Raw genomic sequence first — 25,590 nt, forward strand, 5'->3', positions numbered from 1 at the left:
TAAGGCTCCCAGTAGACGACTGGGTTGATAGGCCGGATGTGGAAGCCCTGTAAGGGGTGGAGCTGACCGGTACTAATAGGCCGAGGGCTTGACCATAGTTGCTACGCGTCCACTGTGCAGTTCTGAGGCAACGGCCTCATAGTGTTTCGGTGGTCATAGCGTGAGGGAAACGCCCGGTAACATCCCGAACCCGGAAGCTAAGCCTCACAGCGCCGATGGTACTGCAGGGGGGACCCTGTGGGAGAGTAGGACGCCGCCGAACAACCATTCCAGTGAAGCCCCCTGACATCTTGTCAGGGGGCTTCACTGCGTTCACGACCGAACACCCGCGGGGTCGGCCCTCACCGTTGCCACAGTGGGGGCGCCGTCTCGCGCCTGCGGCGCAAAGAAGCCAACGACAGGGAGCCCCGCACCGGGCCCAGGTCCGCCGCCCCCTTCCCGCCGGCGATAGACGACGCCCCGCCACCGCCTCTCGGCCGTGTTGTTGGCCGCGAGGCGGAGCCGAGCAACCCCGGCCAGGCACACCCCCGCCACCCGGCAACGACCCGGGAGCCCAAGCCACACACCGAAGCCGCCCCCACCCCCAAGGTTCGTCGCGTCGTGACGTCCAGGGCGAAGTGGGAATGGGATCGTTCTGGGCAGATGGGGGGAAGGGACGTGACAGTGCTCGAGATCATCTTTGAGACGCATGCCACCACCATGGACAACGAGTCCGGTATCGCCACCGGTTGGCTGCCCGGCGTGCTCTCGCCGACCGGGCGGCTGCAGGCGGCTGACCTTGGTGCGCGGAGGCTGGGCACGGGGGTCGAGGCTGTGTTCACGTCCGATCTGGAACGGGCTGTGGAGACCGCACGGATCGCCTTCGCCGGCAGTGGATTGCCGGTCCATCAGGACTCCCGGCTGCGTGAGTGCAACTACGGGGAGCTCAACGGCACGCCCATGGCGGCGCTGGCACCGCTGCGCCGCCGACACGTCGACCTGCCGTTCCCCTCGGGGCAGAGCTATCGCGATGTCCTCGGTGCCACCGCGGACTTTCTCGGCGACCTGGCCGCCGGACGGTGGCCCTACCGATCCCGGGTGCTGCTGATCGCGCACTCGGCCAACCGCTGGGCGCTCGACTGCCTGTTGACCGGGGCCCGACTGGAGCAACTCGTCCTCAACCCCGGCTCCTGGCAGCCCGGTTGGCACTACACCCTCACCGCTCCCGCCTACTGACCTTGCGGTCCACCACGCTCATGAGGCGCGCGCAGGGCCGGCCCCTGCGGGTGGTAAAGCCGTCTGGGCGGCCGGGGCCGGAGCCGGAGCCGGGGGAGGCTGTGGGCGCGGGCCCAGCCGACGCCGACCGCCGCGAGGAGGCAGGGGGCGAGCAGCGCCAGGGAAACGGTCAGGGCGGTGGTGTAGCTGTCCGGCGAGCCCGAGGACCAGCCGAGGACGGGCAGCAGGAACACCATCGCCGTGCCGATACAGACCCCGGTCAGCGGCAGCACCAGGCTGCGCGCCCAGCGGGTCGGTCGCAGTTGCAGGGTCACCAGGGCGGAGGCGGGATAGAGGAACAGCAGCACGAACCCGGAATCGAGGCCGATGTTGTCCTCAACCCTCCAACGGCCCTGGTCGCTGATGAAGGCCGTGAACACGGCCAGTCCGGTCACCACCAGCCAGCGCGGGGCTTCCCACCGGACCACCCTGCGCCGCAGGCCGGGACCGGCCCGGCGGATCAAGGCGGCGCTGGTGCCGAGCAGCCAGGCGAGCCAGCCCGCGAACACCGCCAGCAGCAGTTCCTTGCCGATCGGCCCGAAGCCGCTGGTGAGCGGGGTCGCGGCGGGGGCGGGCAGGGCCTGGCCCCGCACGTCCAGGCCGGTGAAGCCCCGGCGCTGCCAGCGCCCGGTGGCGTCGCGTACCAGCAACCCGTCCTGCTGGTCGGCCACCACTACCCGGTAGCCGCTGGGCACCCGGGCCACTGCGACCGAGGTGGAGTCGTAGGCCGGCGGAGCGTCCTTCAGCGGGTTGTCCGGGAGTTCCCGCCGCAGGTAGACCTGCCGTCCGGGCGACAGCCGCCAGACGGTGGACCAGTGCGTGCCGCCGTCGGTGGTCTGCCGCACCTCCTGCGCGCCGAGGCCCACCCGGTAGCAGAGGGCGGGCTGCCCGGCACGCAGGCGTCGGCCGTCACGGCAGCCTCGGGCACAGTGGCGGGCTGACGCCACGTCACCCCACCGTCGGTGCTGGTGCGGTACCACGGGCTGCCGTCGGCGTTGCCGCGTACGGTGATCACGATGCTGCCGTCCGCCGTAGTGCCGACCGAGGTGGCCGCGAAGTGGTCCGTCTCGGTGGTGGCGGCCACTGCCAGCACCATCAGCGGCACCGCGATCAGCGACGTGACCCTGCGCACCGCGAGCGCGGTGGCGGGGCGGCGGCGGGCCCGCGTCCACACCAGCCGGGCGAGCCACAGCGCGGGCAGGGCCAGCAGGTCAGTGGGGTCGGCGGTGATGTGCGAGGGCCCGGGCCAGGGCCAGGCCTCGGCGGCCAGCCGGGCGCAGACGTCGCTGCACTTCACGGCGGCGAAGCCGAGGCCGACCGCGCCCAGCGAGAACGCCGCCAGCCGGTCCGGGTCGCCCCGGCGCAGGCAGGCTGACAGCACCAGTGCCAACAGCGGCGGTGCGACGAGCATCCCGGCGAGGTCGCTGAGCTTGCCGGTCACTGGGCCCGGCCAGATCTGCTTCAGCAGGTGGTCGTTGACGGCCAGCACTGCTGCGGCCATGACCGTCACCGGATGTCCTGCCCACGCCAACGCCCGCGCGATCCCCCGCAGTTCGCTCATGCACGCCAGTCTGCGCCGACGTGATCACATCACGGCGACGCAGGAGTCACGACTGTGCTGGTTGCAGCAGGTGGTCAGCGCTTCCTACTCGGCATACGCGGTGTGCTCCGGCGGCTGTGGCTGTGGCTGCACGGGAACGTGAACGGCAGCGACCGTACCGACCCTGGGTCGCATGGTCGCTATCAGCACACCCACGCAGGCGATCAGTACGCCGGAGCCGGTGAACGCCGCCGACATGCCCGCTGCTTGGGCTGTGAGCGCCAGTAGGAGACCACCCGCGACTTCGCCGGTGGTCTCCGCCTGGGAGAGCAGGGAATGGATCGTTGCCCTGATGTCGCTCGTCGCGCGTCGATTCACCCAGATCACGCTCACCGCTCTGGTGATGCTGAAGCCGACGCCGCTCGCGAGCAGCAGACCGATGCCGCCGACAACGGCGTTGGGCGCGAGAACCAGGAGGGCCAGTCCGACCGCGGCTGCCAGGCATCCGGCCGCGTAGGCGCTCCGCGCCGAGCTCGCCACCGCGATCCGTGCCTCCACCAGGCGCAGCGCGATGACACCTGCCACGGTCGACAGGAGCCCGACGATCGCGTAGGAGACGACCGGATTACCGGACAGGCCCAAACTGACGAGTCGTCGGGCGAACAGCCAGCTGATCACTTCTGCGCCGCTGACAGCCATTGTGGCCGCCAACATGAGCAGTATCTCCCGGTCCTGGCGGGCCAGGGCGATCCCTCGCCTGAGGACCGACAGCGACGCGGCCAGGCGGTGACCGTGGACGGGGTGGAAGTTGTCCTCGGGAAACCTGCTGGCGACGAAGAGCCCCAGCAGCGCCATCGCGGCGCCGGACGCCACGATCGCCGCGGACAGGCCGACCGCCCAGCCGAGCAGGCCGAACACGATCATTCCGACCGCCCCGCCGATGAGCTCCCAGCGGGCTCGTGCCGCGAGCACTCGGGCGACCCGGTTCGGCCGGCCGAGTTCTTCGGTCAGCCAAGCGACGTCCGCTCCTCCGGAGAACGCCCACCCCAGTGCCCAGAGCACCTGTGTGCAAAGGACCAGCGGATAGGCGGTGACGAGGCCGGTCAGCACCATTCCGGCGGCGAGGAATCCGTGGCCGGCTACCAGCGGCCACTTGCGGCTGAACGTGTCGGACCAGGCACCCGCCGGGATGTCCGAGAGGGTGAGCGTGGCTGCCATGACGATTCCGAGACCGATGATCTGGCTCGGTGACAGGCGGGCGTCGACCACGAAGTAGATCCCGGAGGCGAGCACGTACCCCCGGTGGAACACCGCCCGCAGGCACGTCCACCACAGGAAGGAGGAGATCTGGTTGTTGAGGGCCCAGGGGGATCGCTTCTGTCGGACGAGGGCGATGGCAGCGAGGGGGTCCTGGCCCAGCTCGATCAGGGTCTGTGCGACGACGAGGCCGGAGCGGTTGTAGCCGGAGTGGCAGCGCACCAGAACGTCGCGGTTGTTCCGTTTCAGTGTCGACGACGGCGGGCCGCACTTCGCCGTCGACAGGGGCCCAGAAGTGTCCGCCCATCCATAGCCCCGGCCTGACTTCGCTCCACGGCTCCTGCGGTTCGGGTGCACCGCGGTCCCGCTGACGTGTCTTCATGGACGCTCCTCTCCCGGGGACCAACGACGGGCCCGGGTGATCGCGTTCCCTCGTCGACGGCGTCAGAGGGCGTCGTGGGACAGGAGGCTGTGGGCGCAGTCGAGGACGGTTCGGTGGGCGGGGCGGGGTTGCCAGCCGAGGATGCGGTGGGCCTTGGCGGTGCTGTGGCGGTTGCGGCGGCCCAGGGCGGGGGTGATCTCGCGCAGCGAGGGGTCGCGGAAGCGGGCGACGAGCTTGACCGCGAAGTCGGGCACCTGCCGGGTGGGGACGCGTCGGCCCTCGGCGCCCAGGCCCTCGCGCAGGGTGCGGGCCATCTGCGACATCCAGGTGAACTCGCCGGTGGCGAGGAAGCGTTGGCCTGCGGCGTCGGGTGAGGTCATGGCGCGGATGTGGATGTCGGCGAGGTCGCGGACGTCCACGATCTCGAGTCCGATGCGCGGTACGCCGCGCATCCTGCCGGAGACCAGACGGCCGACGATGCCGACCGAGCCGATGTTGCTGGTGGTGAGGATGGGGCCGAACACCGCGCCGGGGAGCACCGTGACCAGTTCGGTGGAGCCCTGGTGGCTGTCCATGAAGTCCCATGCGGCCCGTTCGGCGAGGGTCTTGGAGCGTCGGTAGGGGCTCAGCGTGGGGTCTTCGGGGTCGGTCCACAGGGTCTCGTCGGTCACGCCCTGGGTGGCGTAGGAGGACGGGCTGGCGGCGTTCGCCGCCGAGGTCAGCACCACGCGCTTGACGCCGGCCGCGGTCGCGGCGTGCAGGACCCGCAGGGCCCCGTCGCGGGCCGGGGCGATCATCGCGTCCGGGTCGTCGGTGGCGCCGCCGCCGAGCGGGGAGGCGACGTGCAGGACGTAGTCGACCCCCTTGACCGCGTCGTCCCACCCGTCGTCGGCGGTGAGGTCCGCGACGGCGAAGCTGAGCCGCCCGGCGGGGTCCAGCTGGGTCGACACCGCGTCGAGGACGGCCTGCTCCTTCCCTCCGCTGCGGACCGTCGTGCGTACCTCGTAGCCGTTCCGCAGCAGCTCGGTGATGCACCAGCCTGCGATGTAGCCGCTGCCTCCGGTGACCAGAACCGTTTCCGGCATGGTTGTCCTCCAGGTGTGCGAAGATTAAACGGAAGCCCTTCCGCTATGACTCCGAACGTAACGGAAGCCCTTCCGTTTTGCAATCCGCACCGAACGGACCCAGTCGTGAACCCCGTGAACCCCGTGAACCCTGCAGATCCTGTGAACCCGCTGCCGCCACGAGCGACCCGCACGGACGCCCGCACCAACCGGGCCCGGATCCTCGCTGTCGCCGGCGAGGCGTTCGCCGCGTCCGCCTCTGGCGCTTCGACGACTTCGATGACCTCCATCGCCAAGCAGGCCGGGGTCGGGGTGGGGACGCTGTATCGCCACTTCCCCACCCGGGAAGCGCTGATCGTCGAGCTGTACCACCAGGAGATCCAGAAGGTCATCGACCTCGCGCACACCCTGGCTGCCTCGCGCCTCCCGATCGAGGCCCTGCGGCTCTGGTTCGACGAGGTCGCCCGCTACGGGCAGCTCAAGTACGGCGTGGCGGAGGTGATCCACGCGGCGACCAACGGCGGGCTCGACGACGAGAACTACGAGCCCTTCCTCGGCGCCATCGCCGTCCTCCTTGATGCCGGGGCGACTGCGGGGGTGCTCAAACCGGGCATCGAACCGGAGGATGTGCTGCTGCAGCTGAGCGTGTTGTGGCGGATCCCCCCGGGGCCGGGCAGCCGGCAGCGCGCCGCTCGGATTCTCGATCTTGTTGTTGACGGGCTGCGTACTCACCGCTGAGAAGCCGGGACGATGGCGATGGCGATGGCGATGGCGATAGAGTGACCGGGCGGGACGTGACTGGCGCTTGGGTGGGGTGAACCACCGGGGAGCGGTCCGCCTTCGGACGAAGACGAAGCCGAAGACGAAGCAGCCGTGCGCCTGGGCAATCCATCTCCCACCGAGGGTGTGCCCATGTCTGCAGAGCTGATGAACGGTACCGAGCTGGCCCGCGAGATCGTCGACCGCAGTGCCGAGCGCGCGCGGATCCTGGTGGCGGAGACCGGCGTACGGCCGTGCCTGGCCACGGTGATCGTGGGCGACGACCCCGCCTCGGTGACCTATGTGGCGATGAAGCGCCGCCGCTGCGCCAAGGCCGGGATCGAGTCGCGGCTGGTCTCGCTGCCCGAGGCCACCACGACCGCGGAACTGGTGGCGGTGATCCGGGGGCTGTCCGACGACCCGTCCGTGCACGGGATCCTGCTGCAGCACCCGGTGCCCGGGCACATCGACGAGCGGGCCGCGTTCGAGGCGATCGCCCCGGCGAAGGACGTGGACGGGGTGACCATGTGGTCGTTCGCCGCGATGGCCTTCGGCCAGGCTGACGGGTTCGTCTCCTGCACGCCGGGCGGGATCATGCGGCTGCTGGACGCGTACGGGGTCGACCCGGCCGGGAAGCGGGCCGTGGTGGTCGGGCGCAGTCCGATTCTGGGCAAGCCGATGGGGATGCTGCTGCTGGCCCGCGACGCGACGGTCACCTACTGTCACTCCCGGACGGTCGACCTCTCCGCGGAGATCGCCGGGGCGGACATCCTGGTCGCCGCGGTCGGGCGGCCGGAGTTCATCAAGGGCGCGGACATCAAGCCCGGCGCAGTGGTGATCGACGCCGGCTACAACCCGGGCAATGTGGGGGACGTCGACGCCGAGGGGGCACGGGAGCGCGCCGGTCTGCTGACGCCGGTGCCCGGCGGAGTGGGGCCGATGACGATCGCGCTGCTGCTGGAGCAGACGGTGGTGGCGGCCGAGCGGTCCGCCCAGCGGTAGGCGGGTGCAGGGCCCGTGGGGAATAGTTGAAGCTTCACCTATGCTGAGGCGAACATGACGATTCACTACAGCTCCGTGGAGGAGTCGCTCGCCGAGAAGTGGCGCAGGGCCGGGATGTTCTTCGAGGCCAAGGACTACGCCGAGGCTGCCCGGATTCTCGAGCCCGTGGTCGCCGAGGTCCCGGAACAGCTGGACGCGAGGATGCTGCTGGCCCGCTCCTACTACCACTCGGCCCAGCTCTGGCGGGCCGAGGAGCAGCTGCGGGCGGTCATCGAGCGGGATCCGGTGGAGCACTACGCCCACCTGATGCTCGGTCGGACACTGCAGCGGCAGGGCCGCAAGGAGGAGGCCGCGACCTGGCTGCGGCTGGCCGAGGCCTTCGAGGGCACGTTCCGGAACTGACCAAGTCCCCGTAGGGCGTCGCCTGTACAGCGGCGGCGCTGTACGCTGACTGACATGTCGAAGCACATCACCATTCGGGTGGACGAGGAGTTCCACGCCCGTCTGGCGGCGCGGGCGGCGGCCGAGGGAACGACGATCACGGCGCTGGTGACCGAGGTGGCCAAGCGCGAGCTTGACGCCGACCGTCAGCGGTCCCTTGACGCGGCTGCCGAGTTCAATACCGAGGAGAACTGGGCCTACTTCCAGGAGCGGTTCGGGCGGAAGAGCGCGTGAAGGCAGATGAGGCTTGGGCCTGGAACGTTCTGGCGCATCACCTTCCCTCCGACCCCACCGTCTGGGACCCCTCGGGGATCAGCGCCGCGATAGCGCGGCACGCGAGTGACATCGTGCTGGTCGCCGACGAGGAACCGCGCGACATCTGCTGGCGGGCGGCGGCGCTGTTGCACACCCTTGCGGTGTGTCCGCCGCTCGACAGCCCCATGAACGAGTTCTACGCGGCGACGCTGACCCGCTCCTATCTCGCGATGGCGGGGATCAAGCAACTGCCGAACAGCTTCGCGCTGGCGGATCTGGTCGAGCATGCCAAGGAGCGCCGTGCGGACGTCTTCGCGACGGCCGAGGCGCTCCGGCAGCTGACCGACCTCAACTGATCCGACCAACCTGTGGACCGATGGCTCAGCCGCGCCACTTCGGCGAGCGGCCGAGCAGGGACAGGATCCGGTCGAGGGTGGGGCCGCAGCCGTCGCCGTCGCCGTCCGCCGCACCGTCCACCAGGCCGGGCTGGAAGGCCGAGCCGGCCGCCAGACGGTTCTCCCCGTCCGGGACGGACTCGGCGATCGGGAGTGCGGCGTCCAGCAGCTCCTGGTCGAAGGCCACCGGTGCGCCGATGGCCGCCGCGACGTCCCAGGCGTGGACCACGGTGTCGATGAACTGGAAGCCGAGGGCCTGTACCGCGGGGAAGCGGAAGCGCGGGTGGATCTCCGGCAGCCAGAGCGTGCGCTGCAGCGCCCCCTCTTCGGCGAACGCCGCGACCAGGTCGTCGGCCGAGGCGGCGAAGATTCCGGCCGGGTCCTCGCCGACCGGGCGGTCGTCCCAGATGGCCAGGTCCTCGGACTCGCCCCGGGCGGCTGCGGCGAAGCCGTGGTTCTGGCCGGTCATATGGGCCAGCAGCTGGCCGAGGGTCCAGGCCGCGCAGGGGGTGGGCAGGTCGAGCTGTGCTGGATCGATCTGGTCCACCAGGGACTGAGTGACCGTCAGGGCACGCTGGTGGAGTATGCGGATGTCGCTCATGACCCTGACCCTAGCGGCGGACACCTCACGGACCTCCGGGTTCAGCGCGGATCCGGACGGTCGACGTTCCAGTGCCGGACGACCTGGCAGAACCAGGTCCTGCTGTCGTCGCCCCTGGCGATCATCGCGAAGCGGCTGATGGTGAGCTGCCCGCCCTCGTGGTCGCCGTACAGCAGGTCGATGTTGATCCGGTCGCGCTCCTTCATCTGCTGCAGCAGCACCGCGTGGTCCGGGTGGTCGGCCTCGCGGATCGCGGCGTGCCAGAAGCTGGTGTCGCCCGGGGCTATGTAGAGGTCGCGGCCCTGCCGGTGGAAGTCGTCCACCGGGGGATGGCTGTGCTCCGCGTACTGCGGGCGCTCGCCGACACGCCAGCCGTGGATGACACCGAGGCCGGGTCCGACGTTGCGCAGCGAGGCCGCCAGGTAGAGCGCGCCGTCCTCCAGGTGGAGGTATCCGGTGCTGCCGGCGAGGTGGGTCCAGTGGCCGTCCTGCCAGATCAGCTTCTGATCGGGTGCCTCCAGCCGTGAGGAGATCAGCAGCGGACGCAGCGCGGCCTGGACCGCACGCTCCGCGGCCTGCGCGGACCGGCTCGCCGAGCGGATCGAGGAGAAGGTGGCGGCGGCGAGCACCAGCGTGCCGGAGGCCGTGGCCAGATTGGAAACTGTCGCCCAGTCAGTCATGGCTGCAGCGTAGGGGGTCACTCGTTCGGGGGGCGATCCGCTGCGCGGCGAGGTGCGGACCCGGGCGGCTGCGGATATGAAAGATCACATGAAGTGTCCCGCTTGTCCGGGACGCGCAGTCTATGTGCGTACTGTGAGGGGCGAAACCGAGGGAGCGGTTTGCTCGTCCCAGTATCAGTACAGATGTACCAGTCGAACGTCGGGAGACACCCCATGGGCGCAATGTCCCGCAGGAACGTACTCGCCGCAGGCGGTGCGGTCGCCGCCGCCACTGCCATGGGGGTGACCGGCTGCGCGGACGGATCGGATCCCGGGAAGGGGTCCTCCGGGGACGCCCGTACCGGGAAGGGCACGCCCCGCGGCTCCTCGTCCGCGAGCGCGTCACCGACCGCGGGGGCGCGGCTGATCGGTGACGGCTCGACCTCCGACACCGGGGCGCAGCCGAACCAGCCGGTGCCGGAGCGGCTCGCCCCCGGGCAGCGTCCGCCGCAGTTCGTGGTGTTCTCCTGGGACGGCGCCGGCGAGGACAAGAAGCAGCTGTTCTCGCACTACCGGAAGGTGGCGCAGGAGACGAAGGCGACGATGACCTTCTTCCTGTCCGGCATCTACCTCCTCCCGGAGAGCAAGCAGACGATCTACCGGCCGCCGGGCCACCGCCCCGGGGCCTCCGACATCGGCTACCTCACCGACGAGCACATCCGGTGGACCCTGCAGCAGGTCGGTCCGGCCTGGCTGGAGGGCCATGAGATCGGCACCCACTTCAACGGCCACTTCTGCAGCCCGAGCAACGGCGTGGGCACCTGGTCCTCGGCGGACTGGCGCAGCGAGATCGAGCAGGCCGTCGGCTTCGTCACCAAGTGGCGCACCAACACCGGCTTCACCGATCTGCCGCCGCTGCCGTTCGACTACACCAAGGAGCTGATCGGCGGCCGTACCCCGTGCCTGCTGGGCCGGGACAACCTGCTGCCCACGGCCAAGGCGCTGGGGTGGAAGTACGACGCCAGCTCGCCGGGCGGCAACCAGGTCTGGCCGGGCAAGCGGGGCGGGCTGTGGGAGTTCCCGCTGCAGTCGATCCCCTTCCCCGGGCACAGCTTCCAGGTGCTGTCGATGGACTACAACATGCTGGCGAACCAGTCCAACGCCAACATCAACGGCGATCCGGCGACCCGCCCGTACTGGCAGCGGCAGTCGTACGAGTCGTACATGGCCGGGTTCCACCGCGCGTACAGCACCAACCGGGCGCCGTACTTCATCGGCAACCACTTCGAGAGCTGGAACGGCGGCATCTACATGAAGTCGGTCGAGCAGGCGCTGCGCGAGATCGCGGAGCAGCCCGACGTCCGGCTGGTGTCGTTCCGTCAGCTGGTGGAGTGGCTGGAGGTGCAGGACCCGGCGGTGCTGGCGAAGCTGCGCACCCTGGACGTGGGCAGCAGGCCGACCGACTGGCGCGACTACACCGGCGGGACGACGCCCACCCGCACCCCCGGTTCGACGGCGACGCCCGCGCACGTCTGAGCACAGGCACGTCTGAACCGGACGGGTACGGAGCCGCGCGGCGACGGAAACGACGGCCGCGCGGTTCCCTTTTCCGCCCCGGAAGACGTCCGGGTGACCCGATTCCCGCCGATCGGCGGGGGACGGCCACGACCCTGGGCGGACGCCGGGGCCCGGCTTCCGCCCGCATGCTGAATGAGCTGGTAGGAACGCGCCCACCCGCGCGCCGCCGGCCGCCCCTCTCTTCTCGTGTCGGTCCCACGGAGTCTCAGCAGATGTCTCAAGCCGCAGCCGCGCCCCGTGTGCAGCATCTCAGTGCCCGCGCAGTCGTCTGGTACCTGCGGGTGGTCTCCTGTCTCAATCTGCTCGGGGCGGTGTCCGTCTCGCTGCGCGACCAGATGCGGCACCACAACACCGGTGACCTCTACACCCCGTACCTGCTCACGGCGGGCTTTGCCTCGGGGCTGTTCGCGCTGGTCATGGCCGTGATGATGAACCGGCGCAAGCGTGCGGCCTGGATCGCCAACACGGTGCTGAGCACCCTGCTGCTGGCGGACCAGGTCCGGGCCATGACGATGCACCCGCAGGCCAGGTCGCACCCCTTCAACTGGGTCAGCGCCGGGGTCGCGGTGCTGCTGCTGGTCGCGCTGCTGGTCGGCCGGAAGGAGTTCCGGGCCAAGGGCGACCCGTCCAACCCGCGACTGGCGCTGGGCGCGCTGCTCGGCGGCGGTCTGCTGACCCTGCTCGCCGGACTGCTGCTGGTGGGCGCGACCAACACCGCGACCGGGGCCTCGCTCGGCGACCGGATCCACTACGTGCTGCTGCGCGTGGTCAGCCTGGGCTTCACCGGCCCCCGCGAACTGGACGTGGCGGTGCCGCGCTGGGTGGACGTGTCGATCAACGTGCTCAGCGTGGGACTGCTGCTGCTGGTCCTGTTCGCGCTGTTCCGGGCCTGCCGGGGCAAGGAGTTCCTGGGCGACGAGGACGAGACCCGGCTGCGGGCCCTGCTGGAGCGGCACGGCGCCCGGGACTCGCTGGGCTACTTCGCGCTGCGCCGCGACAAGTCGGTGGTCTTCTCCCCGTCCGGCAAGGCCGCGGTCACCTACCGGGTGCTCGGCGGGGTGTCGCTCGCCTCGGGCGACCCGATCGGGGACGTGGAGGCCTGGCCCGGCGCGATCGAACGCTGGCTGGAGCAGGCCCGTGAGCACGCCTGGGTCCCCGCCGTCACCGGAGCCAGCGAGGAGGGCGGCACCGTCTACGCCCGGCACGGCCTCGACGCCCTCGAACTGGGGGACGAGGCGATCGTCGAGGTGGACGAGTTCACGCTAGAGGGGCGCGCGATGCGCGGGGTGCGCCAGGCGCACAACAAGGTGCGCCGGGCCGGCTACACGGTGATGCTCCGCCGGCACGGCGACATCGCCGACAAGGAGATGGAGACCCTGGTCCGCCGGGCCGACCAGTGGCGCGACGGGCAGACCGAGCGCGGCTTCTCGATGGCGCTGGGACGGCTCGGCGATCCCGCGGACGGCCGCTGCGTGATGCTGGAGTGCCGGGACGGCCAGGGCGAGCTGCGGGCGCTGCTCAGTTTTGTCCCCTGGGGCGAGCACGGGCTCTCGCTGGACCTGATGCGCCGGGACCGGGAGTCCGACAACGGCCTGCTGGAGTTCATGGTCATCGAGCTGCTGCAGGGTGCCGCGCAGCTGGGCATCGAGCGGGTGTCGCTCAACTTCGCGGTGTTCCGCGCGGTCTTCGAGCGCGGGTCCCGGCTGGGGGCCGGGCCGTTCCTGCGGGCCTGGCGCTCGGTGCTGATGTTCTTCTCGCGCTGGTGGCAGATCGAGTCGCTGTACCGGGCCAACGCCAAGTACCGCCCGCAGTGGGAGCCCCGCTACCTGCTGTTCGAGCGCAGCCGTGACCTGCCCAGGATCGCGCTGGTCAACGCGTGCGCCGAGGGCTTCATCGCGGCCCCGCGGCTGCCCTCGCTGCTCCGTGGCCGCAGGCGCGGCGCGGCGGTGGAGGCGCAGGAGCCGGTGCTGGAGCGGGCCGCCTAAGCCTCGGTCCGGGACTGGGGGAGCGGGGCGGCCAGCGGGAGGGCGGCGCTGACCAGGTAGCCGCCGTCCGCGGTGGGCCGGGTGTCCAGGGTGCCGCCCAGCTGCTGGGCCCGCTCCCGCAGGCCGACCAGGCCGTGGCCGCCGCTGGGCAGCAGCAGCGGCTCGGCCCCCGGCGCGGCCGGGCCGTTGCGGACCTCCACGTGCAGCAGCCCGCCGCCGGCCCGCAGCCGTACCGCCACCGAGGACCCCGGCGCGTACTTGCGGATGTTGGTCAGCGCCTCCTGGACCGTGCGGTAGGCGGCCCGTTCCACCGGTTCTGGCCAGTGCCGCCGGGGGCCGAAATCGGCGTCGAGGCGCGCGTCCAGGCCGCTGCCGGCGACCAGTCGGGGCAGGTCGGCCAGGGTCGGCTGCGGTGTCAGCTCCCGCCCGTCGCCCCCGGCGGCGCGCAGTACGCCGACCATCTGCCGCAGCTCCTCCAGGGTCCGCACCGCCAGCTGACGGATCGTCCGGGCACCCTCGGCGGTGGCCGCCGGGTCGTCCGAGCACACCTGCAGCGCCCCGGCCTGGATCGAGATCAGGCTGACCTGGTGCGACACCACATCGTGCATCTCCCGGGCCAGCCGGGCCCGTTCGGTGGACAGCACGTTCTGGGCCAGCAGCCGCTGCTCCCGCTCCTGACCCCGGGTCAGCTCTTCCAGCCGCACCGCGAGCTCGCGCCGGGTCTGCACCAGCAGGCCGAGGACGACCGGTGCGCCGGCCGTCATCAGCGAGTACATCGCGGCCAGCACGGTGGTCCGGTCCCAGTCCATCGCGCTGCCGTAGGGCCAGGGCAGGAACTGGGCCAGGGCGAGCAGCAGCGCGCTGCCGGCCACCACCGGGCGTCGGCGCTCGGTGGTGGCGACCGTGTAGAGGGCGAGGATCGGCGCCAGCCAGATGTAGCTGAGCTGCAGCCCGGGGAGGGTGAGCAGCAGCACCGGCACCGGCCAGCGGTTGCGGAACAGCAGCACCGCGGCGGCCAGCAGCGAGGTGGACATCTGCAGCGGGGAGCCCAGGTCGTTGGCGAGCAGCGCGTCGGCCGCGGCCAGCAGCACCGGGAGCGACAGCAGCAGCCAGCGGTTCAGGTACCAGCGCGGGGACGGCGGCTGGGCCTGGGACGGCGGCCGGGGCTGGTTCACGGAGCCGGGTCTCCGCCGTCGAGCAGGCCGGCCTGGTGCGCGAAGACCGCGGCCTGGACCCGGTTGGAGGTGCCGAGCTTCGCCAGGATCGCGCTGATGTGGTCCTTCACCGTGCCGGTGCTGAGGAACAGCCGTCCGGCGATCTCGGCGTTGGACAGGCCCTCGCCGAGCAGGGTGAGCACGTCCAGCTCCCGGGTGGTCATGGTGCGCAGCCGGTCGGCGGTCTGCCGGTCGGGGCCCGCCTCCAGATAGCCGGAGATGACGATGTCGGTCACGGCGGGGGAGAGCATCCGGCCGCCGGCGGCCAGCACCCGGACCGCGTGCACCAGCTGCTCCGGGTCGGTGTCCTTGAGCAGGAAGCCGGCCGCCCCGCCGCGCAGCGCGGTGCCGATGTACTCGTCGGTGTCGAAGGTGGTCAGCATCGCCACGGTCGGCGGCTGCGGCAGGGCCCGCAGCGAGCGCAGCACGGTGATGCCGTCCACGTCCGGCATCCGGATGTCCAGCAGGACCACCTGCGGTGCGTACTTGCCGACGGTGTCCACGGCCTCGCCGCCGGAGCAGGTGGCGACGACCTCGATGTCGGGGGCCGAACCGACGATCAGGCTCAGGCCGGACCGGACGAGCGTCTCGTCGTCGACGATGACCACACGGATCAACGCGGTGACCTCTGCAATCTACGGGTGGGGGCGTGCCTCTATGAGAGTACGAGAGCCAGGTGGGGCGCGGTTCCAGGGCGTGCCGAGAAGTCGTGTACGACCGGACTTGACAGCGCCGGTCCGGTCACCCTGTCGGGCAACTGTTTGACGATGGGGCAGGCGTACAGCAGTCTGTGCACTTCGCATACCGAAAGAGTGCTGAGCCTTGCTCGACCTACGACCCGCCACGTCCGAGTCGATACCCGTCCGCCGCCGCATCCCGCCCAACCGACTGGCCTGGGCCCTTGCCGCGGCGTTCTTCGCGCTCTACTGCTGCGTGTCGATCAGCCGCTACCGGCGGCTGATCAGCCAGGGCTACGACCTCGGTATCTTCGAGCAGGCGGTGCGCGCCTACGCGCACGGGCGGGCGCCGATCGTGGCGCTCAAGGGTCCCGGCTACAACCTGCTCGGCGACCACTTCCACCCGATCCTGGTGCTGCTCGCACCGTTCTACCGGGTGTTCCCCTCGCCGGTCACCCTGCTGGTGGCGCAGGCGGCGCTGATGGCCCTGGCCGTGGTCCCGCTGACCCGCTGGGCGTACGAGGTGCGCGGTCCGAGGACGGCGCTGCTGGTCGGCTGCGCGGTCGGGGCCTCCTGGGGGATCGTCAAGGCGGTCTCCGACGACTTCCATGAGATCGCCTTCGCGGTACCACTGCTCGCGTTTGCGAGCACTGCTCTCGGTCACCGCCGCTGGCGTGCTGCCACGCTCTGGGCGCTGCCGCTGCTGCTGGTCAAGGAGGACCAGGGGCTGACCGTCGCCGCGATCGGCGGCTACATGGCCTGGCAGGGCGGCTGGGGCCCGCGGGGACGGCGCAAGGTCCGGTACCTGGGGTTGGGGCTCGCCGCCCTGGGCCTGGCCGGCACCGCGGTCGAGGTGCTGGTACTGCTGCCGGCCGTGAACCAGCACGGCGGCTTCGACTACTGGAACCAGCTGCCCGGCGGCGCCGGCTCGGGCACCGCCGCCGGCGGCGGCCTGACGCACGCCGTGCTGCATGTGGGCTGGCCGCCGGTGAAGTGGCTGCTGCTGTTCCTGCTGGCCGCGCCCACCGGCTTCCTCTGCCTGCGTTCCCCGCTCGCCCTGCTCTGCCTGCCGACCCTGGCCTGGCGGCTGCTGTCCGACAACCCGCACTACTGGGGGGTCAGCTACCACTACAGCGCGGTGCTGATGCCGCTGGTCTTCGCCGCGGCGGTGGACGCGCTGGGCCGGGCCCCGCGGCGGCTGCCCCGGCTGACGCACCGTCGGGCGCTGGCGCTGGGCGCCCTGGTCACCGCCGTCACCGTCCCGCTGTACCCGCTGCACGAGGTGGTGATGCCGGCGGCCTGGAGCACCACCCCGCGCACCGCCGAGGCCAAGCGGCTGCTGGCCCGGATACCCGACGGCGCGACCGTGGCCGCCTCCAACCACCTCTCGGCCCAGCTGGTGCACAGGGACACGGTCAGCCTGGTCTGCCAGCCGCAGGGCCCGACGCTGACCCGTCCGCAGTGGGTGGTCGCCGACCTCGCCGACCCCAGCGTCAAGGTCCCCTGCGCCATCGCCGACACCGAACGGCTGCTGGCCCAGTACCGCGCGCTGGGCTACCGCACCGAGTCCGACCGGGACGGGCTGGTCCTGCTGCGCCGCCCCTGACGGGGCGGCGTCCCTGAAGGACGGTCACATCCGGTCGACGCCGGTGACCCGGAGCACCGCGCGGCCCTCCTCGTCGGAGGAGGCGAGGTCGACCTCGGCGCTGATGCCCCAGTCGTGGTCGCCGGCCGGGTCGTCGAAGACCTGCCGGACCAGCCAGGCGCCCTGGATCGACTCGTCGTCGATGATCAGCATCTTCGGCCCGCGGGCGTCCGGTCCGGTGCCCAGGTCGTCGTGCTCGTCCCAGTAGCCGTCCATGGCCTCGGCCCACTTCTCCTGGTCCCAGCCGCCGTCCTCGGCGTCCAGCTCGCCGAGGTCGAAGTACCGTTCCAGCGCCGCGAGTTCGACCCGGCGGAACATGGCGTTGCGGACCAGCACCCGGAAGGCCCGGACATTGGCGGTGACCGGGGTGATCTTCTCGTCCAGCGACTGGGCGGCCTCGACCTCGTCCTCGGGGTTGGCCAGCTTCTCCCACTCGTCCAGCAGGCTGGAGTCGACCTGGCGGACCAGCTCGCCGAGCCAGGAGATCAGGTCGCGCAGGTCCTCGGACTTGAGGTCGTCCGGGATGGTGTGCTCCAGCGCCTTGTAGGCGCCGGCCAGGTAGCGCAGCACCAGGCCCTCGGTGCGGGCCAGCTCGTAGAAGCCGACGTACTCGGTGAAGGTCATCGCGCGCTCGTAGAGGTCGCGGGCGATGGACTTGGGGCGCAGCGGGTGGTCGCCGATCCAGGGGTGCACCTGCCGGTAGACCTCGTAGGCGTGGCCGAGCAGCTCCTCCAGCGGCTTGGGGTAGGTGATCTCCTGCAGCCGCTCCATCCGCTCCTCGTACTCGACGCCGTCCCGCTTCATCTCGCCGATGGCCTCGCCGCGGGCCTTGTTCTCCTGGGCGCCGACGATCTGCCGCGGGTCGTCCAGGGTGGCCTCGACCACGCTGAGCACGTCCAGCGCGTAGGACGGGGACTCCACGTCCAGCAGCTCGAAGGCGGCCAGGGCGAAGGTGGACAGCGGCTGGGTCAGCGAGAAGTCGGACTGCAGGTCCACGGTGAGCCGGACGATCCGGCCGGTCTCGTCCGGGGTGTCCAGCCGCTCGATCACGCCGCCGGCCAGCAGCGAGCGGTAGATGGCGATGGCCTCGCCGATGTGGCGGCGGCGGGCCTTCGGGTCGTCGTCGTTGTCCAGCAGCAGGTGCCGCATCGCCTCGAAGGCGTTGCCCGGACGGTTGATCACCGAGAGCAGCATCAGATGGCTGACCCGGAACTTGGAGACCAGCGGTTCGGGCTGGGCGTCGATCAGCTTGGTGAAGGTCTCCTCGCCCCAGGAGATGAAGCCGTCGGGGGCCTTCTTGCGGACCACCTTGCGCTTCTTCTTGGGGTCGTCACCGGCCTTGGCCAGGGCCTTGTCGTTCTCGGTGACATGCTCCGGGGCCTGCGCGACCACGGTGCCCACGGTGTCGAAGCCGGCCCGGCCGGCGCGTCCGGCGATCTGGTGGAACTCCCGGGCCCGCAGCAGCCGCACCCGCTGCCCGTCGTACTTGGACAGCGCGGTGAACAGCACGGTGCGGATCGGCACGTTGACGCCGACGCCCAGGGTGTCGGTGCCGCAGATGACCTTGAGCAGCCCGGCCTGGGCCAGCCGCTCCACCAGGCGGCGGTACTTGGGCAGCATCCCGGCGTGGTGCACCCCGATGCCGTGCCGGACGAAGCGGGAGAGGTTGCGGCCGAACTTGGTGGTGAAGCGGAAGTGGCCGATCAGTGAGGCGATGGCGTCCTTCTCCGCCTTGGAGCACATATTGATGCTCATCAGCGCCTGGGCCCGCTCCACGGCCGCGGCCTGGGTGAAGTGCACCACGTAGACCGGGGCCTGGCCGGTGGAGAGCAGCTGCTCCAGGGTGTCGTGGATGGGCGTGCGCTGGTACTCGTAGAACAGCGGGACCGGGCGGGTGACCGAGCTGACGGTGGTGGTCGGGCGGCCGGTGCGGCGCTTGAGGTCGGCCTCGAACCGGCGGACGTCGCCGAGGGTGGCCGACATCAGCAGGAACTGCGCCTGCGGCAGCTCGATCAGCGGCACCTGCCAGGCCCAGCCGCGGTCCGGTTCGGCGTAGAAGTGGAACTCGTCCATGACCACCTGGCCGACGTCGGCCTGGGCGCCGTCCCGCAGCGCGATGCTGGCCAGCACCTCCGCGGTGCAGCAGATGATCGGCGCCATCGGGTTGACGCTGGCGTCGCCGGTCATCATGCCGACGTTCTTGGTGCCGAACATCTTCACCAGGTCGAAGAACTTCTCCGAGACCAGCGCCTTGATCGGCGCGGTGTAGAAGGTGCGCTCGCCGCGGGCCAGCGCGGCGAAGTGCGCACCCGCCGCGACCAGGCTCTTCCCCGACCCGGTGGGGGTGTTCAGGATGACGTTGGACCCGGAGACGATCTCGATCAGCGCCTCCTCCTGCGCCGGGTAGAGGGTGATCCCGCGCTCCTCCGCCCAGCCCGCGAACGCGGTGAACAGGTCGTCGGGCTGGGGGTCGGCGGGGATCAGATCAGTCAAGGTCACAGCACCATCTTGCCTGGTTCGGCGGCGGGCGGGGTCCATCGCTGCGACGCCCGTCCTTCGAGCAGCGGAAACCTGACGGCAACCCCGGGGGTCTGGCGCCGGACGCCTTGTCAGGTACAGACTTCTACGCGCGTCCATCTACGCGCGTCCAATTCCCTGTCCGACCTTCCTGCCGCATGGAGAACCTGTGCCCCTGAACCGCCGTGACTTCGTCGCCCGCTCCGCCGCCGTGGCGGCCGGAACCGCCGTCGCCGCCTCCGCCGCCGGAGGCACCGCCGAGGCGGCGTCGAAGCAGCACCCCGACCGGCACCCCAAGCCGAACCCGACGTACAGCTTCAGTGTGCTCGGCACCACGGACGTCCACGGCAACTGCCTGAACTGGGACTACTTCAGCGACCACGAGTACGACGACGCGGCGCACAACGACGTCGGCCTGGCGAAGATCTCCACCCTGGTCACCCAGCTGCGCGAGGAGATCGGGCACGGCCGCAGCCTGCTGATCGACGCCGGCGACATGATCCAGGGCACCCAGCTCAGCTACTACTTCGCCCGGGTCGAGCCGATCGACGTCGGCCACCACAAGGCGCCCAAGCACCCGATGGCGCTGGCCATGAACCACATCGGCTACGACGCGGCGGCCCTGGGCAACCATGAGTTCAACTACGGCATCCCGCTGCTGCGGGCCTTCGAGAAGCAGTGCGACTTCCCGCTGCTGGCGGCCAACGCCATCGACAGCAAGACCTCCAAGCCCGCCTTCGCACCGTACATCATCAAGCGGATCCGGGTGCCGCACCAGCCCGACATCAGGGTCGGCATCCTCGGCCTGACCAACCCCGGCATCGCCATCTGGGACAAGGCCAATGTGTCCGGGCAGATGACCTTCCCCGGGGTGGCCGAGCAGGCGGCGGTGTTCGTGCCCAAGGTGCGCAGCGCCGGCGCCGACATCGTCATGGTCACCGCCCACACCGGGATCGACGAGCCCACCTCCTACGGCGACCAGCTGCCCTGGCCCGAGGACGCGGCCGGCGAGATGGCCGCCAATGTGCCCGGCATCGACGCGGTGCTGGTCGGCCACACCCATGTGGAGGTGGACCAGCGCCTGATCACCAACACCAAGACCGGCAAGACCGTGGTGCTGTCCGAGCCGCTGAAGTGGGGCATGCGGATCAGCCGCTTCGACTTCGAGGTCGAGCTGGTGCACGGCAGCTGGGAGGTCACCTCGGTCACCTCCAAGGTGCTCAACTCCAACACCGTGGCCGAGGACCCCGAGGTGGTCGCGCTGCTGGCGAAGGAGCACGCGGCCGTCGTCGCCTATGTCAACCAGGTCATCGGCACCTCGACCACCGAACTGTCGATCGCCCGAGCCCCGTTCCAGAACGTGCCGATCGTCGACCTGATCGGCAAGGTCCAGGCGGACACGGTGAAGGCCGGCCTGGCCGGCACCGCCTACGCCGACCTGCCGGTGCTGGCGCAGGCCGCGCCGTTCAACCGGACCGCCGACATCCCGTCAGGACAGGTCCGGCTGCGGGACGCGGCGGGGCTCTACATCTACGAGAACACCCTGGCCGCGGTGGTCCTCACCGGCGCCCAGATCAAGGACTACCTGGAGTTCTCGGCCGAGTACTACAACACCCTCGCGGTGGGCGCGCCGATCAACGAGGCCACCCTCACCAACGCCAACAACCTGCCCGACTACAACTACGACGAGGTGTACGGGGTCTCCTACGACATCGACGTCTCCCAGCCGGTGGGCTCCCGGATCGTCAACCTGTCCTTCCAGGGCGCGGCGATCGACCCGGCCGGGCAGTTCGTGCTGGCGATCAACAACTACCGGGCCAGCGGCGGCGGCAACTTCCCGCACGTGGCCACGGCGACGCAGATCTGGACCAGTTCGGACGAGATCCGCAACACCATGATCGCCTGGGTGCAGGCCAAGGGCGAGATCAACCCGGCCGACTTCGCGGCGAACCCGGGCTGGCGCCTGGTCCGCGCGGGCGTGCCGCTGTACGCGTAGGCGGCGGGGGTACGGCGGCCCGGGGTATGCATCGCCCCGGGCCGCGCGTTCCAGGTCGGTCAGGTGTTGATGGAGAAGACCACCCGGATCCCGGTGGTGCTGTTGATCCGCTCGTTGATGCCCCACAGCCGTCCGCTGGACGGGGAGTACCCGAGGTTCTCGGTGTACACCGGCGAGGTGGTCAGCACATGCGGGGCGGTGTTGGGCAGCGCCTTGTGGATGCAGGAGTAGGGCTGGCCCCCGGTGTCGTTGGACCCGCCGCCGACCCCGCTCGGGCAGTCCCCGGCGATGTACCAGTTGGTGCCGTCGGTGGCCGCGCCCTGCATGTGCCAGATCGGGGACACGAAGGCCTCTCCGGCGTGGGTGATTCCGGCGCCCTGGACGTCCGGGGTGTCCGTGGACGGCAGCGCCGTCAGGTAGTTGAGCGGCCAGCGGATGACCCGGCCGCCCGCGCTGCTGCCGCCCGCGGTCGGGTTGTTGTAGAACTCGGCCGAGACCAGGCCGTCCGCGCCGCTGCGGTCCAGGCTGAGCGAGTTCAGGCAGACGCCGGTCCCGGTGGTCGAGTTGCAGCCGGTGGTGTCCGAGGCGGTGGTGCGGTACAAACCGACCAGCGGCAGCGCGTAGTTGCTGTAGCGGGCCGAGGAACTGCTCCCGGTGATGCCGACGGTGGCCTGCAGCGAGTTCATCTTCCAGATGTGCTGCAGCGAGTAGACCTGCAGCCAGCGGCCGTTGGCGACGAAGACGGTGTTGCCGTACCAGACCACACCGTCCGCGTGGGTGGCCGGGGTGGCGTGGAAGTCCGCGTGGCCCGAGGCGTCCACGGTGGGCTGGACCAGCAGCAGGTGGTTGTAGTTGATCTTGTTGTTGTCGGCGTTGACCAGGGTGATCCTGGCGAACTCATTGGCGACGGCGTTCGCGGTCCCCATCTTCTCGTCGAAGTGCCAGGAGGCGATGAAGGCGGTGTGGGAGCCGCTGCCGTCGCTCCAGAGGCCGTTGGGCTGCGCGTCGTAGGAGCCGGTGATGCCCTGCGGGGTCCAGCCGCCGGCGGTGGTGTAGGAGTCGGAGACGTCGTCCGCCTGGTCCCAGCAGAAGCCGCTGGGGCTGAGGCTCGCGGCCAGGCCGGTGCCGTGGCAGAGGCCGACCGAGCCGGTGTGGCCACCGGTGGTGAGCACCTGGTTGGCATTCTGGACGGTGACCGCGCCGGTGGCCTCGACCGCGGCGATCGCGGCCTTGTCGGTACTGAAGCTGGTGCCGGGGTCGAGCTGGAACTGGCTGGCGTCGATGGAGCTGAAGGCCGCCGCGGCGTGGGCCGGAGCCGCGCCGAGCAGGCCGGCCGCGAAGGCGGCGAGCAGGGCGGTGACCCCCGCCACCGCTTTCCTGTGGGGCAGTTGTATGCGCATGGGGGGGAAGTTAGCAGTACACGATCGAGCTTGATCGGCGGACTCGGTAGAGTGGTCCGGTGCCTCCCTCGACCCGTCCGTACGACACCTCCGGACGCCGTGCCGCCGCCGAGCGCAACCGCGAGGCCGTGGTCCGCGCCTGCCGGGAGCTGCTGGAGCGGGACGGCTACCAGGCGACGACCATCCGTGCCGTGGCGGCCAGGGCCGGGGTCTCCGCCGAGATGGTCTACAAGGCGTTCGGCGGCAAGCAGCAGCTGATGAAGACGGTCTACGACGTCGCCCTGGCCGGCGACCACGACCAGCTGCCGATCGGCCGCCGCCCGGCGATGCGGCAGGTGCTGGCCACCGCCGACCCGGAGCGCAAGCTCGCGCTGTACGCCGCCTTCGTCTGCGACCTGCACCAGCGGCTGGGCGGGCTGCTCGCCGTGCTCGCCGCGGCCGATCCGGAGCTCGCCGAGGTCAGGACGGCCACCGAGCAGGAACGCCTGGCCGGGCTGCGGGCCTTCGTCGCGCACCTGGAGGCCGAGGGCCTGCTGCGCCCCGGGCTCGACCCAGCCCGCGCCGCCGACGCCTGCTGGGCGCTGACCGCGCCCCAGCTCTTCGCCCGGCTCACCCAGGACCGGGGCTGGGCGCCGGAGGAGTACCGGGGCTGGATCGCGGACCTGCTCAGGGCGACCCTGCTCTGAACCCGCCCCCGAAGTCATTACCGAATGCTGACAGGTAACCGTCTTTCCTGGCCATTGCCCCTGTCGGGTGGTGCAATCGGGGTATGGACAGGGACGGGACGGCGGCCGGCAAGCCGGTGGGGCGGAGGGTCGTGCTCGGCGTTGCCGCGCTGGGCGCGGTGGGCGTGGCCTTCGGGGCGAAGATCCAGAATGGTCTCGACGGCGCCCTGGCCACGGTGAGCAGCAAGGACCCCACCGGTCTGACCGGGCTGCTGCCGGGCGGCGGGGGCTTCCGCTTCTACTCCGTCTCCGACTCCATCCCGCACCGCAGCGCCGCCGACTACAAGCTGACCGTGGACGGCCTGGTCGACAAGCCGGCCACCTACTCGCTGGCGGACCTGCTGGCGCTGCCGCAGACCAAGCTGGTCAAGGACGTGCAGTGCGTGACCGGGTGGCGGGTGCCGAAGACCGAGTTCACCGGGGTGCTGCTGTCGCGGCTGCTGGACGCGGCCGGGGTGAAGCCGGAGGGCAAGGCGATCCGCTTCACCTGCTTCGACGGGGTCTACAGCGAGAGCCTGACCCTGGCCGAGGCCCGGCGTCCGGACATGATGGTGGCGCACCAGATGAACGGGTCCCCGGTCACCGACGCGCACGGCGGACCGGTGCGGCTGTACGCGGCGCCGATGTACTTCTACAAGTCGGCCAAGTGGCTGTCCGGGATCACCGTCACCGACCGGGTCATGCCCGGCTACTGGGAGCACTACGGCTATGACGTCGAAGCATGGGTCGGCCGGTCCAACGGACGCAACGATGACCCGACCTCCGGCTGAGCCGCCGGCCGAGCTGGTCCGCTTCGGCACCGCCGAGCGCTGGGTGCACCGGACCACCTCCACCCTGATGATGGTCGCCATCGTCACCGCGGCCTTTCTGTACCTGCCGTTCCTGGCCGAGCTGGTGGGCCGGCGCAGGCTGCTGGTGACGGTGCACGAGTGGGCCGGGATCGTGCTGCCGGTGCCGCTGGTGGCCGGGATCTTCTTCCGTTCGCTGCGCGCCGACCTGCGCCGGCTGAACCGCTTCGGCCCGCAGGACAAGGGCTGGGCCTGGCGCGCCATGCGCTGGGGGACCAGGGCCGCCGGGGCGGCCGGGAAGTTCAACGCCGGGCAGAAGCTCTACGCGGCGGTGATCGCCGGGGCCACCCTGGTGATGATGGGCACCGGCCTGGTGATGTGGTTCCCGAACCTCACCTCGCTGAGCTGGCGCACCGGGTCGACCTTCGTCCACGACTGGCTGGCGCTGATCGTCGGGGTGCTGGTGATCGGGCACATCCGGATGGCGATGAAGGACCCGGAGGCCCGGCACGGCATGCGGACCGGACGGGTCTCCCGGAACTGGGCCCGGCGCGAGCACGAGCTGTGGGCCGACGAGGAGGAGCAGGCGGCACAGCGGCAGTCGGAGGAACGGTCAGTCGACCGCTGAGGCCCGTTCGATCTTCAGCGCGACCCCGTCCAGGAAGGTGTCCAGCACCAGTTCGAACACCTTGGCGTCGTCGCGGAACAGCTCGGTCAGCCGGGGCGCGCTCCGGTGCAGCAGCGGGAAGCGGTCCTCGGGCAGCAGTCCGTACCTGACCGACCAGGCCGCGTCGTCCTTGGCCTGCGCCTCCGCGTCGAGCACCATGAACGAGGCCGAGGCCTGGGTCATCGCCAGGGTGAGGTCGAGCAGCGTCCGGTAGCACTCGGCGGCCTCGATCACCGGCAGCCCGGCCCCGTGCAGCACTCCGATGATCCGCTCCACGCTGGCGGTCTCGGCGGTGCTCGCGGTGGTCCTGACCGCGGCCAGCACCGCCAGCGCCGGGTGCCGCAGATAGACGGTGCGGACGGCGCGGGCGATGGCGGCGAGCGAGTCCCGCCAGCGGTCGGCGCCCAGCTCCTCCGCCGCGGCGAGCGCGGCCGACTCCTGCACCAGGACGTCGGTCATGGCCAGGATCAGCTCGTCCTTGTCGCGGAAGTGCCGGTAGACGGCGGTGGGGTCCGCGCCCAGCTCCTTGCCGAGCCGACTGAACGTCAGCACCCCGCCCCCCTCCGGCGAGCAGAGCCGGATGCCGGCCTCGACGATCGCCTCGCGGGTCAGCCCCACGCGTCGCCTGGCCGTGCTCGTCCCCTGCTCCGCCATCGCGGCTCCTCCCGTACGCGGTCGAGACCGACCTCAGCGAATTGATCTGATCGTAACCCGTCGGCTGCTGTCAATGGCATTGACATCGCCATTGTCATCGAGTGTGATGCTCACTCATCCGGCCAGTCCGACCGG

The 25,590-nt window shown here is 70.8% G+C and carries 24 protein-coding genes, 2 rRNA genes and 1 riboswitch; of the genes, 15 read left to right on the forward strand and 11 right to left on the reverse strand.

Features of this window, described 5'->3' with window-relative positions; genetic code table 11:
* The 3 genes from ACEZDG_RS24895 to ACEZDG_RS24905 form a co-directional block, all read left to right on the forward strand.
* Positions 1-96: ribosomal RNA gene (locus tag ACEZDG_RS24895) — 23S ribosomal RNA — on the forward strand; the annotation flags it as partial.
* 49 nt (positions 97-145) lie between these two features.
* A 5S ribosomal RNA gene (gene rrf / locus ACEZDG_RS24900) occupies positions 146-262 on the forward strand.
* 395 nt (positions 263-657) lie between these two features.
* Positions 658-1,215 carry a histidine phosphatase family protein gene (locus ACEZDG_RS24905; protein ID WP_380513284.1) on the forward strand — a complete coding sequence of 186 codons (558 nt, stop codon included), beginning with the start codon at positions 658-660 and terminating at the stop codon, positions 1,213-1,215.
* Here ACEZDG_RS24905 and ACEZDG_RS24910 read toward each other — a convergent pair.
* The 4 genes from ACEZDG_RS24910 to ACEZDG_RS24925 form a co-directional block, all read right to left on the reverse strand.
* Entirely contained in the window at positions 1,209-2,099 is an 891-nt protein-coding gene (locus ACEZDG_RS24910; RefSeq protein ID WP_380513285.1) for a hypothetical protein, read from the reverse strand. The two genes, ACEZDG_RS24905 and ACEZDG_RS24910, sit on opposite strands and share 7 nt — an antisense overlap.
* Positions 1,997-2,755, reverse strand: coding sequence for a hypothetical protein (locus ACEZDG_RS24915; RefSeq protein ID WP_380513287.1), 759 nt, complete (start codon positions 2,753-2,755; stop codon positions 1,997-1,999). Before ACEZDG_RS24915 ends, ACEZDG_RS24910 begins: the two co-directional genes overlap by 103 nt.
* Before the next feature lie 144 nt (positions 2,756-2,899).
* Positions 2,900-4,273, reverse strand: coding sequence for an MFS transporter (locus ACEZDG_RS24920; protein ID WP_380513289.1), 1,374 nt, complete (start codon positions 4,271-4,273; stop codon positions 2,900-2,902).
* A 222-nt stretch (positions 4,274-4,495) separates the two neighbouring features.
* Positions 4,496-5,518 carry an NAD-dependent epimerase/dehydratase family protein gene (locus tag ACEZDG_RS24925; protein WP_380513291.1) on the reverse strand — a complete coding sequence of 341 codons (1,023 nt, stop codon included), beginning with the start codon at positions 5,516-5,518 and terminating at the stop codon, positions 4,496-4,498.
* A gap of 105 nt (positions 5,519-5,623) precedes the next feature.
* Here ACEZDG_RS24925 and ACEZDG_RS24930 point away from each other — a divergent pair, with 105 nt between their 5' ends.
* From ACEZDG_RS24930 to ACEZDG_RS24950, 5 genes are all read left to right on the forward strand, one after another.
* Positions 5,624-6,235 carry a TetR/AcrR family transcriptional regulator gene (locus tag ACEZDG_RS24930; RefSeq protein ID WP_380513293.1) on the forward strand — a complete coding sequence of 204 codons (612 nt, stop codon included), beginning with the start codon at positions 5,624-5,626 and terminating at the stop codon, positions 6,233-6,235.
* 46 nt (positions 6,236-6,281) lie between these two features.
* Positions 6,282-6,389, forward strand: a riboswitch (ZMP/ZTP riboswitch).
* Positions 6,390-6,409: 20 nt separating this feature from the next.
* Positions 6,410-7,258, forward strand: a complete 849-nt coding sequence (locus tag ACEZDG_RS24935; protein ID WP_380513295.1) for a bifunctional 5,10-methylenetetrahydrofolate dehydrogenase/5,10-methenyltetrahydrofolate cyclohydrolase — start codon at positions 6,410-6,412, stop codon at positions 7,256-7,258.
* A gap of 54 nt (positions 7,259-7,312) precedes the next feature.
* Complete coding sequence (locus tag ACEZDG_RS24940) at positions 7,313-7,660, forward strand: tetratricopeptide repeat protein (RefSeq protein ID WP_380513297.1); 348 nt, start codon at positions 7,313-7,315, stop codon at positions 7,658-7,660.
* Positions 7,661-7,714: 54 nt separating this feature from the next.
* A complete protein-coding gene (locus tag ACEZDG_RS24945) occupies positions 7,715-7,933 on the forward strand; it encodes a toxin-antitoxin system HicB family antitoxin (protein WP_123494149.1) in 219 nt (72 codons plus the stop codon).
* A complete protein-coding gene (locus tag ACEZDG_RS24950; RefSeq protein WP_380513299.1) occupies positions 7,930-8,310 on the forward strand; it encodes a hypothetical protein in 381 nt (126 codons plus the stop codon). The genes ACEZDG_RS24945 and ACEZDG_RS24950 overlap by 4 nt, the downstream gene beginning before the upstream one ends.
* Before the next feature lie 25 nt (positions 8,311-8,335).
* Here ACEZDG_RS24950 and ACEZDG_RS24955 read toward each other — a convergent pair whose 3' ends face one another.
* Positions 8,336-8,950 (reverse strand): TIGR03086 family metal-binding protein, encoded by a 615-nt coding sequence (locus ACEZDG_RS24955; protein ID WP_380513301.1) that lies wholly within the window; start codon positions 8,948-8,950, stop codon positions 8,336-8,338.
* A 41-nt stretch (positions 8,951-8,991) separates the two neighbouring features.
* Entirely contained in the window at positions 8,992-9,630 is a 639-nt protein-coding gene (locus ACEZDG_RS24960) for a hypothetical protein (RefSeq protein ID WP_380513303.1), read from the reverse strand.
* Positions 9,631-9,843: 213 nt separating this feature from the next.
* On the opposite strand from ACEZDG_RS24960, the gene ACEZDG_RS24965 reads away from it, so the two are divergent.
* Both ACEZDG_RS24965 and ACEZDG_RS24970 read left to right on the forward strand, forming a co-directional pair.
* The gene (locus ACEZDG_RS24965; protein WP_380513305.1) at positions 9,844-11,145 is read left to right on the forward strand and encodes a hypothetical protein; all 1,302 of its coding nucleotides are present in this window, start codon (positions 9,844-9,846) and stop codon (positions 11,143-11,145) included.
* A 254-nt stretch (positions 11,146-11,399) separates the two neighbouring features.
* Positions 11,400-13,172: a phosphatidylglycerol lysyltransferase domain-containing protein gene (locus ACEZDG_RS24970; RefSeq protein WP_380513307.1), complete on the forward strand. Its 1,773-nt coding sequence runs from the start codon at positions 11,400-11,402 to the stop codon at positions 13,170-13,172.
* Here ACEZDG_RS24970 and ACEZDG_RS24975 read toward each other — a convergent pair.
* Positions 13,169-14,347: a sensor histidine kinase gene (locus ACEZDG_RS24975; RefSeq protein ID WP_380513308.1), complete on the reverse strand. Its 1,179-nt coding sequence runs from the start codon at positions 14,345-14,347 to the stop codon at positions 13,169-13,171. The genes ACEZDG_RS24970 and ACEZDG_RS24975 overlap by 4 nt on opposite strands.
* Entirely contained in the window at positions 14,344-15,003 is a 660-nt protein-coding gene (locus tag ACEZDG_RS24980) for a response regulator (RefSeq protein WP_380513310.1), read from the reverse strand. Before ACEZDG_RS24980 ends, ACEZDG_RS24975 begins: the two co-directional genes overlap by 4 nt.
* 205 nt (positions 15,004-15,208) lie before the next feature.
* Here ACEZDG_RS24980 and ACEZDG_RS24985 point away from each other — a divergent pair, with 205 nt between their 5' ends.
* A complete protein-coding gene (locus tag ACEZDG_RS24985; protein WP_380513311.1) occupies positions 15,209-16,669 on the forward strand; it encodes a DUF2079 domain-containing protein in 1,461 nt (486 codons plus the stop codon).
* Between the two features lie 24 nt (positions 16,670-16,693).
* Here the strand turns inward: ACEZDG_RS24985 and ACEZDG_RS24990 are convergent, their stop codons facing one another.
* Entirely contained in the window at positions 16,694-19,246 is a 2,553-nt protein-coding gene (locus ACEZDG_RS24990; RefSeq protein ID WP_380513313.1) for a DEAD/DEAH box helicase, read from the reverse strand.
* A gap of 148 nt (positions 19,247-19,394) precedes the next feature.
* On the opposite strand from ACEZDG_RS24990, the gene ACEZDG_RS24995 reads away from it, so the two are divergent.
* The gene (locus ACEZDG_RS24995; protein ID WP_380513315.1) at positions 19,395-21,221 is read left to right on the forward strand and encodes a bifunctional metallophosphatase/5'-nucleotidase; all 1,827 of its coding nucleotides are present in this window, start codon (positions 19,395-19,397) and stop codon (positions 21,219-21,221) included.
* 59 nt (positions 21,222-21,280) lie between these two features.
* On the opposite strand, the gene ACEZDG_RS25000 is transcribed toward ACEZDG_RS24995, so the two are convergent.
* Positions 21,281-22,621, reverse strand: a complete 1,341-nt coding sequence (locus ACEZDG_RS25000) for a hypothetical protein (protein WP_380513317.1) — start codon at positions 22,619-22,621, stop codon at positions 21,281-21,283.
* A 59-nt stretch (positions 22,622-22,680) separates the two neighbouring features.
* On the opposite strand from ACEZDG_RS25000, the gene ACEZDG_RS25005 reads away from it, so the two are divergent.
* The 3 genes from ACEZDG_RS25005 to ACEZDG_RS25015 all read left to right on the forward strand — a co-directional run bounded on the left by ACEZDG_RS25005 (position 22,681) and on the right by ACEZDG_RS25015 (position 24,762).
* Positions 22,681-23,307 carry a TetR/AcrR family transcriptional regulator gene (locus ACEZDG_RS25005; RefSeq protein ID WP_380513319.1) on the forward strand — a complete coding sequence of 209 codons (627 nt, stop codon included), beginning with the start codon at positions 22,681-22,683 and terminating at the stop codon, positions 23,305-23,307.
* 83 nt (positions 23,308-23,390) lie between these two features.
* Positions 23,391-24,116: a molybdopterin-dependent oxidoreductase gene (locus tag ACEZDG_RS25010; protein WP_380513321.1), complete on the forward strand. Its 726-nt coding sequence runs from the start codon at positions 23,391-23,393 to the stop codon at positions 24,114-24,116.
* A complete protein-coding gene (locus ACEZDG_RS25015) occupies positions 24,097-24,762 on the forward strand; it encodes a cytochrome b/b6 domain-containing protein (protein WP_380513323.1) in 666 nt (221 codons plus the stop codon). The genes ACEZDG_RS25010 and ACEZDG_RS25015 overlap by 20 nt, the downstream gene beginning before the upstream one ends.
* Here the strand turns inward: ACEZDG_RS25015 and ACEZDG_RS25020 are convergent.
* Complete coding sequence (locus tag ACEZDG_RS25020; protein ID WP_380513325.1) at positions 24,748-25,455, reverse strand: TetR/AcrR family transcriptional regulator; 708 nt, start codon at positions 25,453-25,455, stop codon at positions 24,748-24,750. The two genes, ACEZDG_RS25015 and ACEZDG_RS25020, sit on opposite strands and share 15 nt — an antisense overlap.
* Between the last annotated feature and the right edge of the window lie 135 nt (positions 25,456-25,590).

Origin of the sequence: Streptacidiphilus alkalitolerans (assembly GCF_042511045.1) — a bacterium.
GTDB lineage: Bacteria > Actinomycetota > Actinomycetes > Streptomycetales > Streptomycetaceae > Streptacidiphilus > Streptacidiphilus alkalitolerans.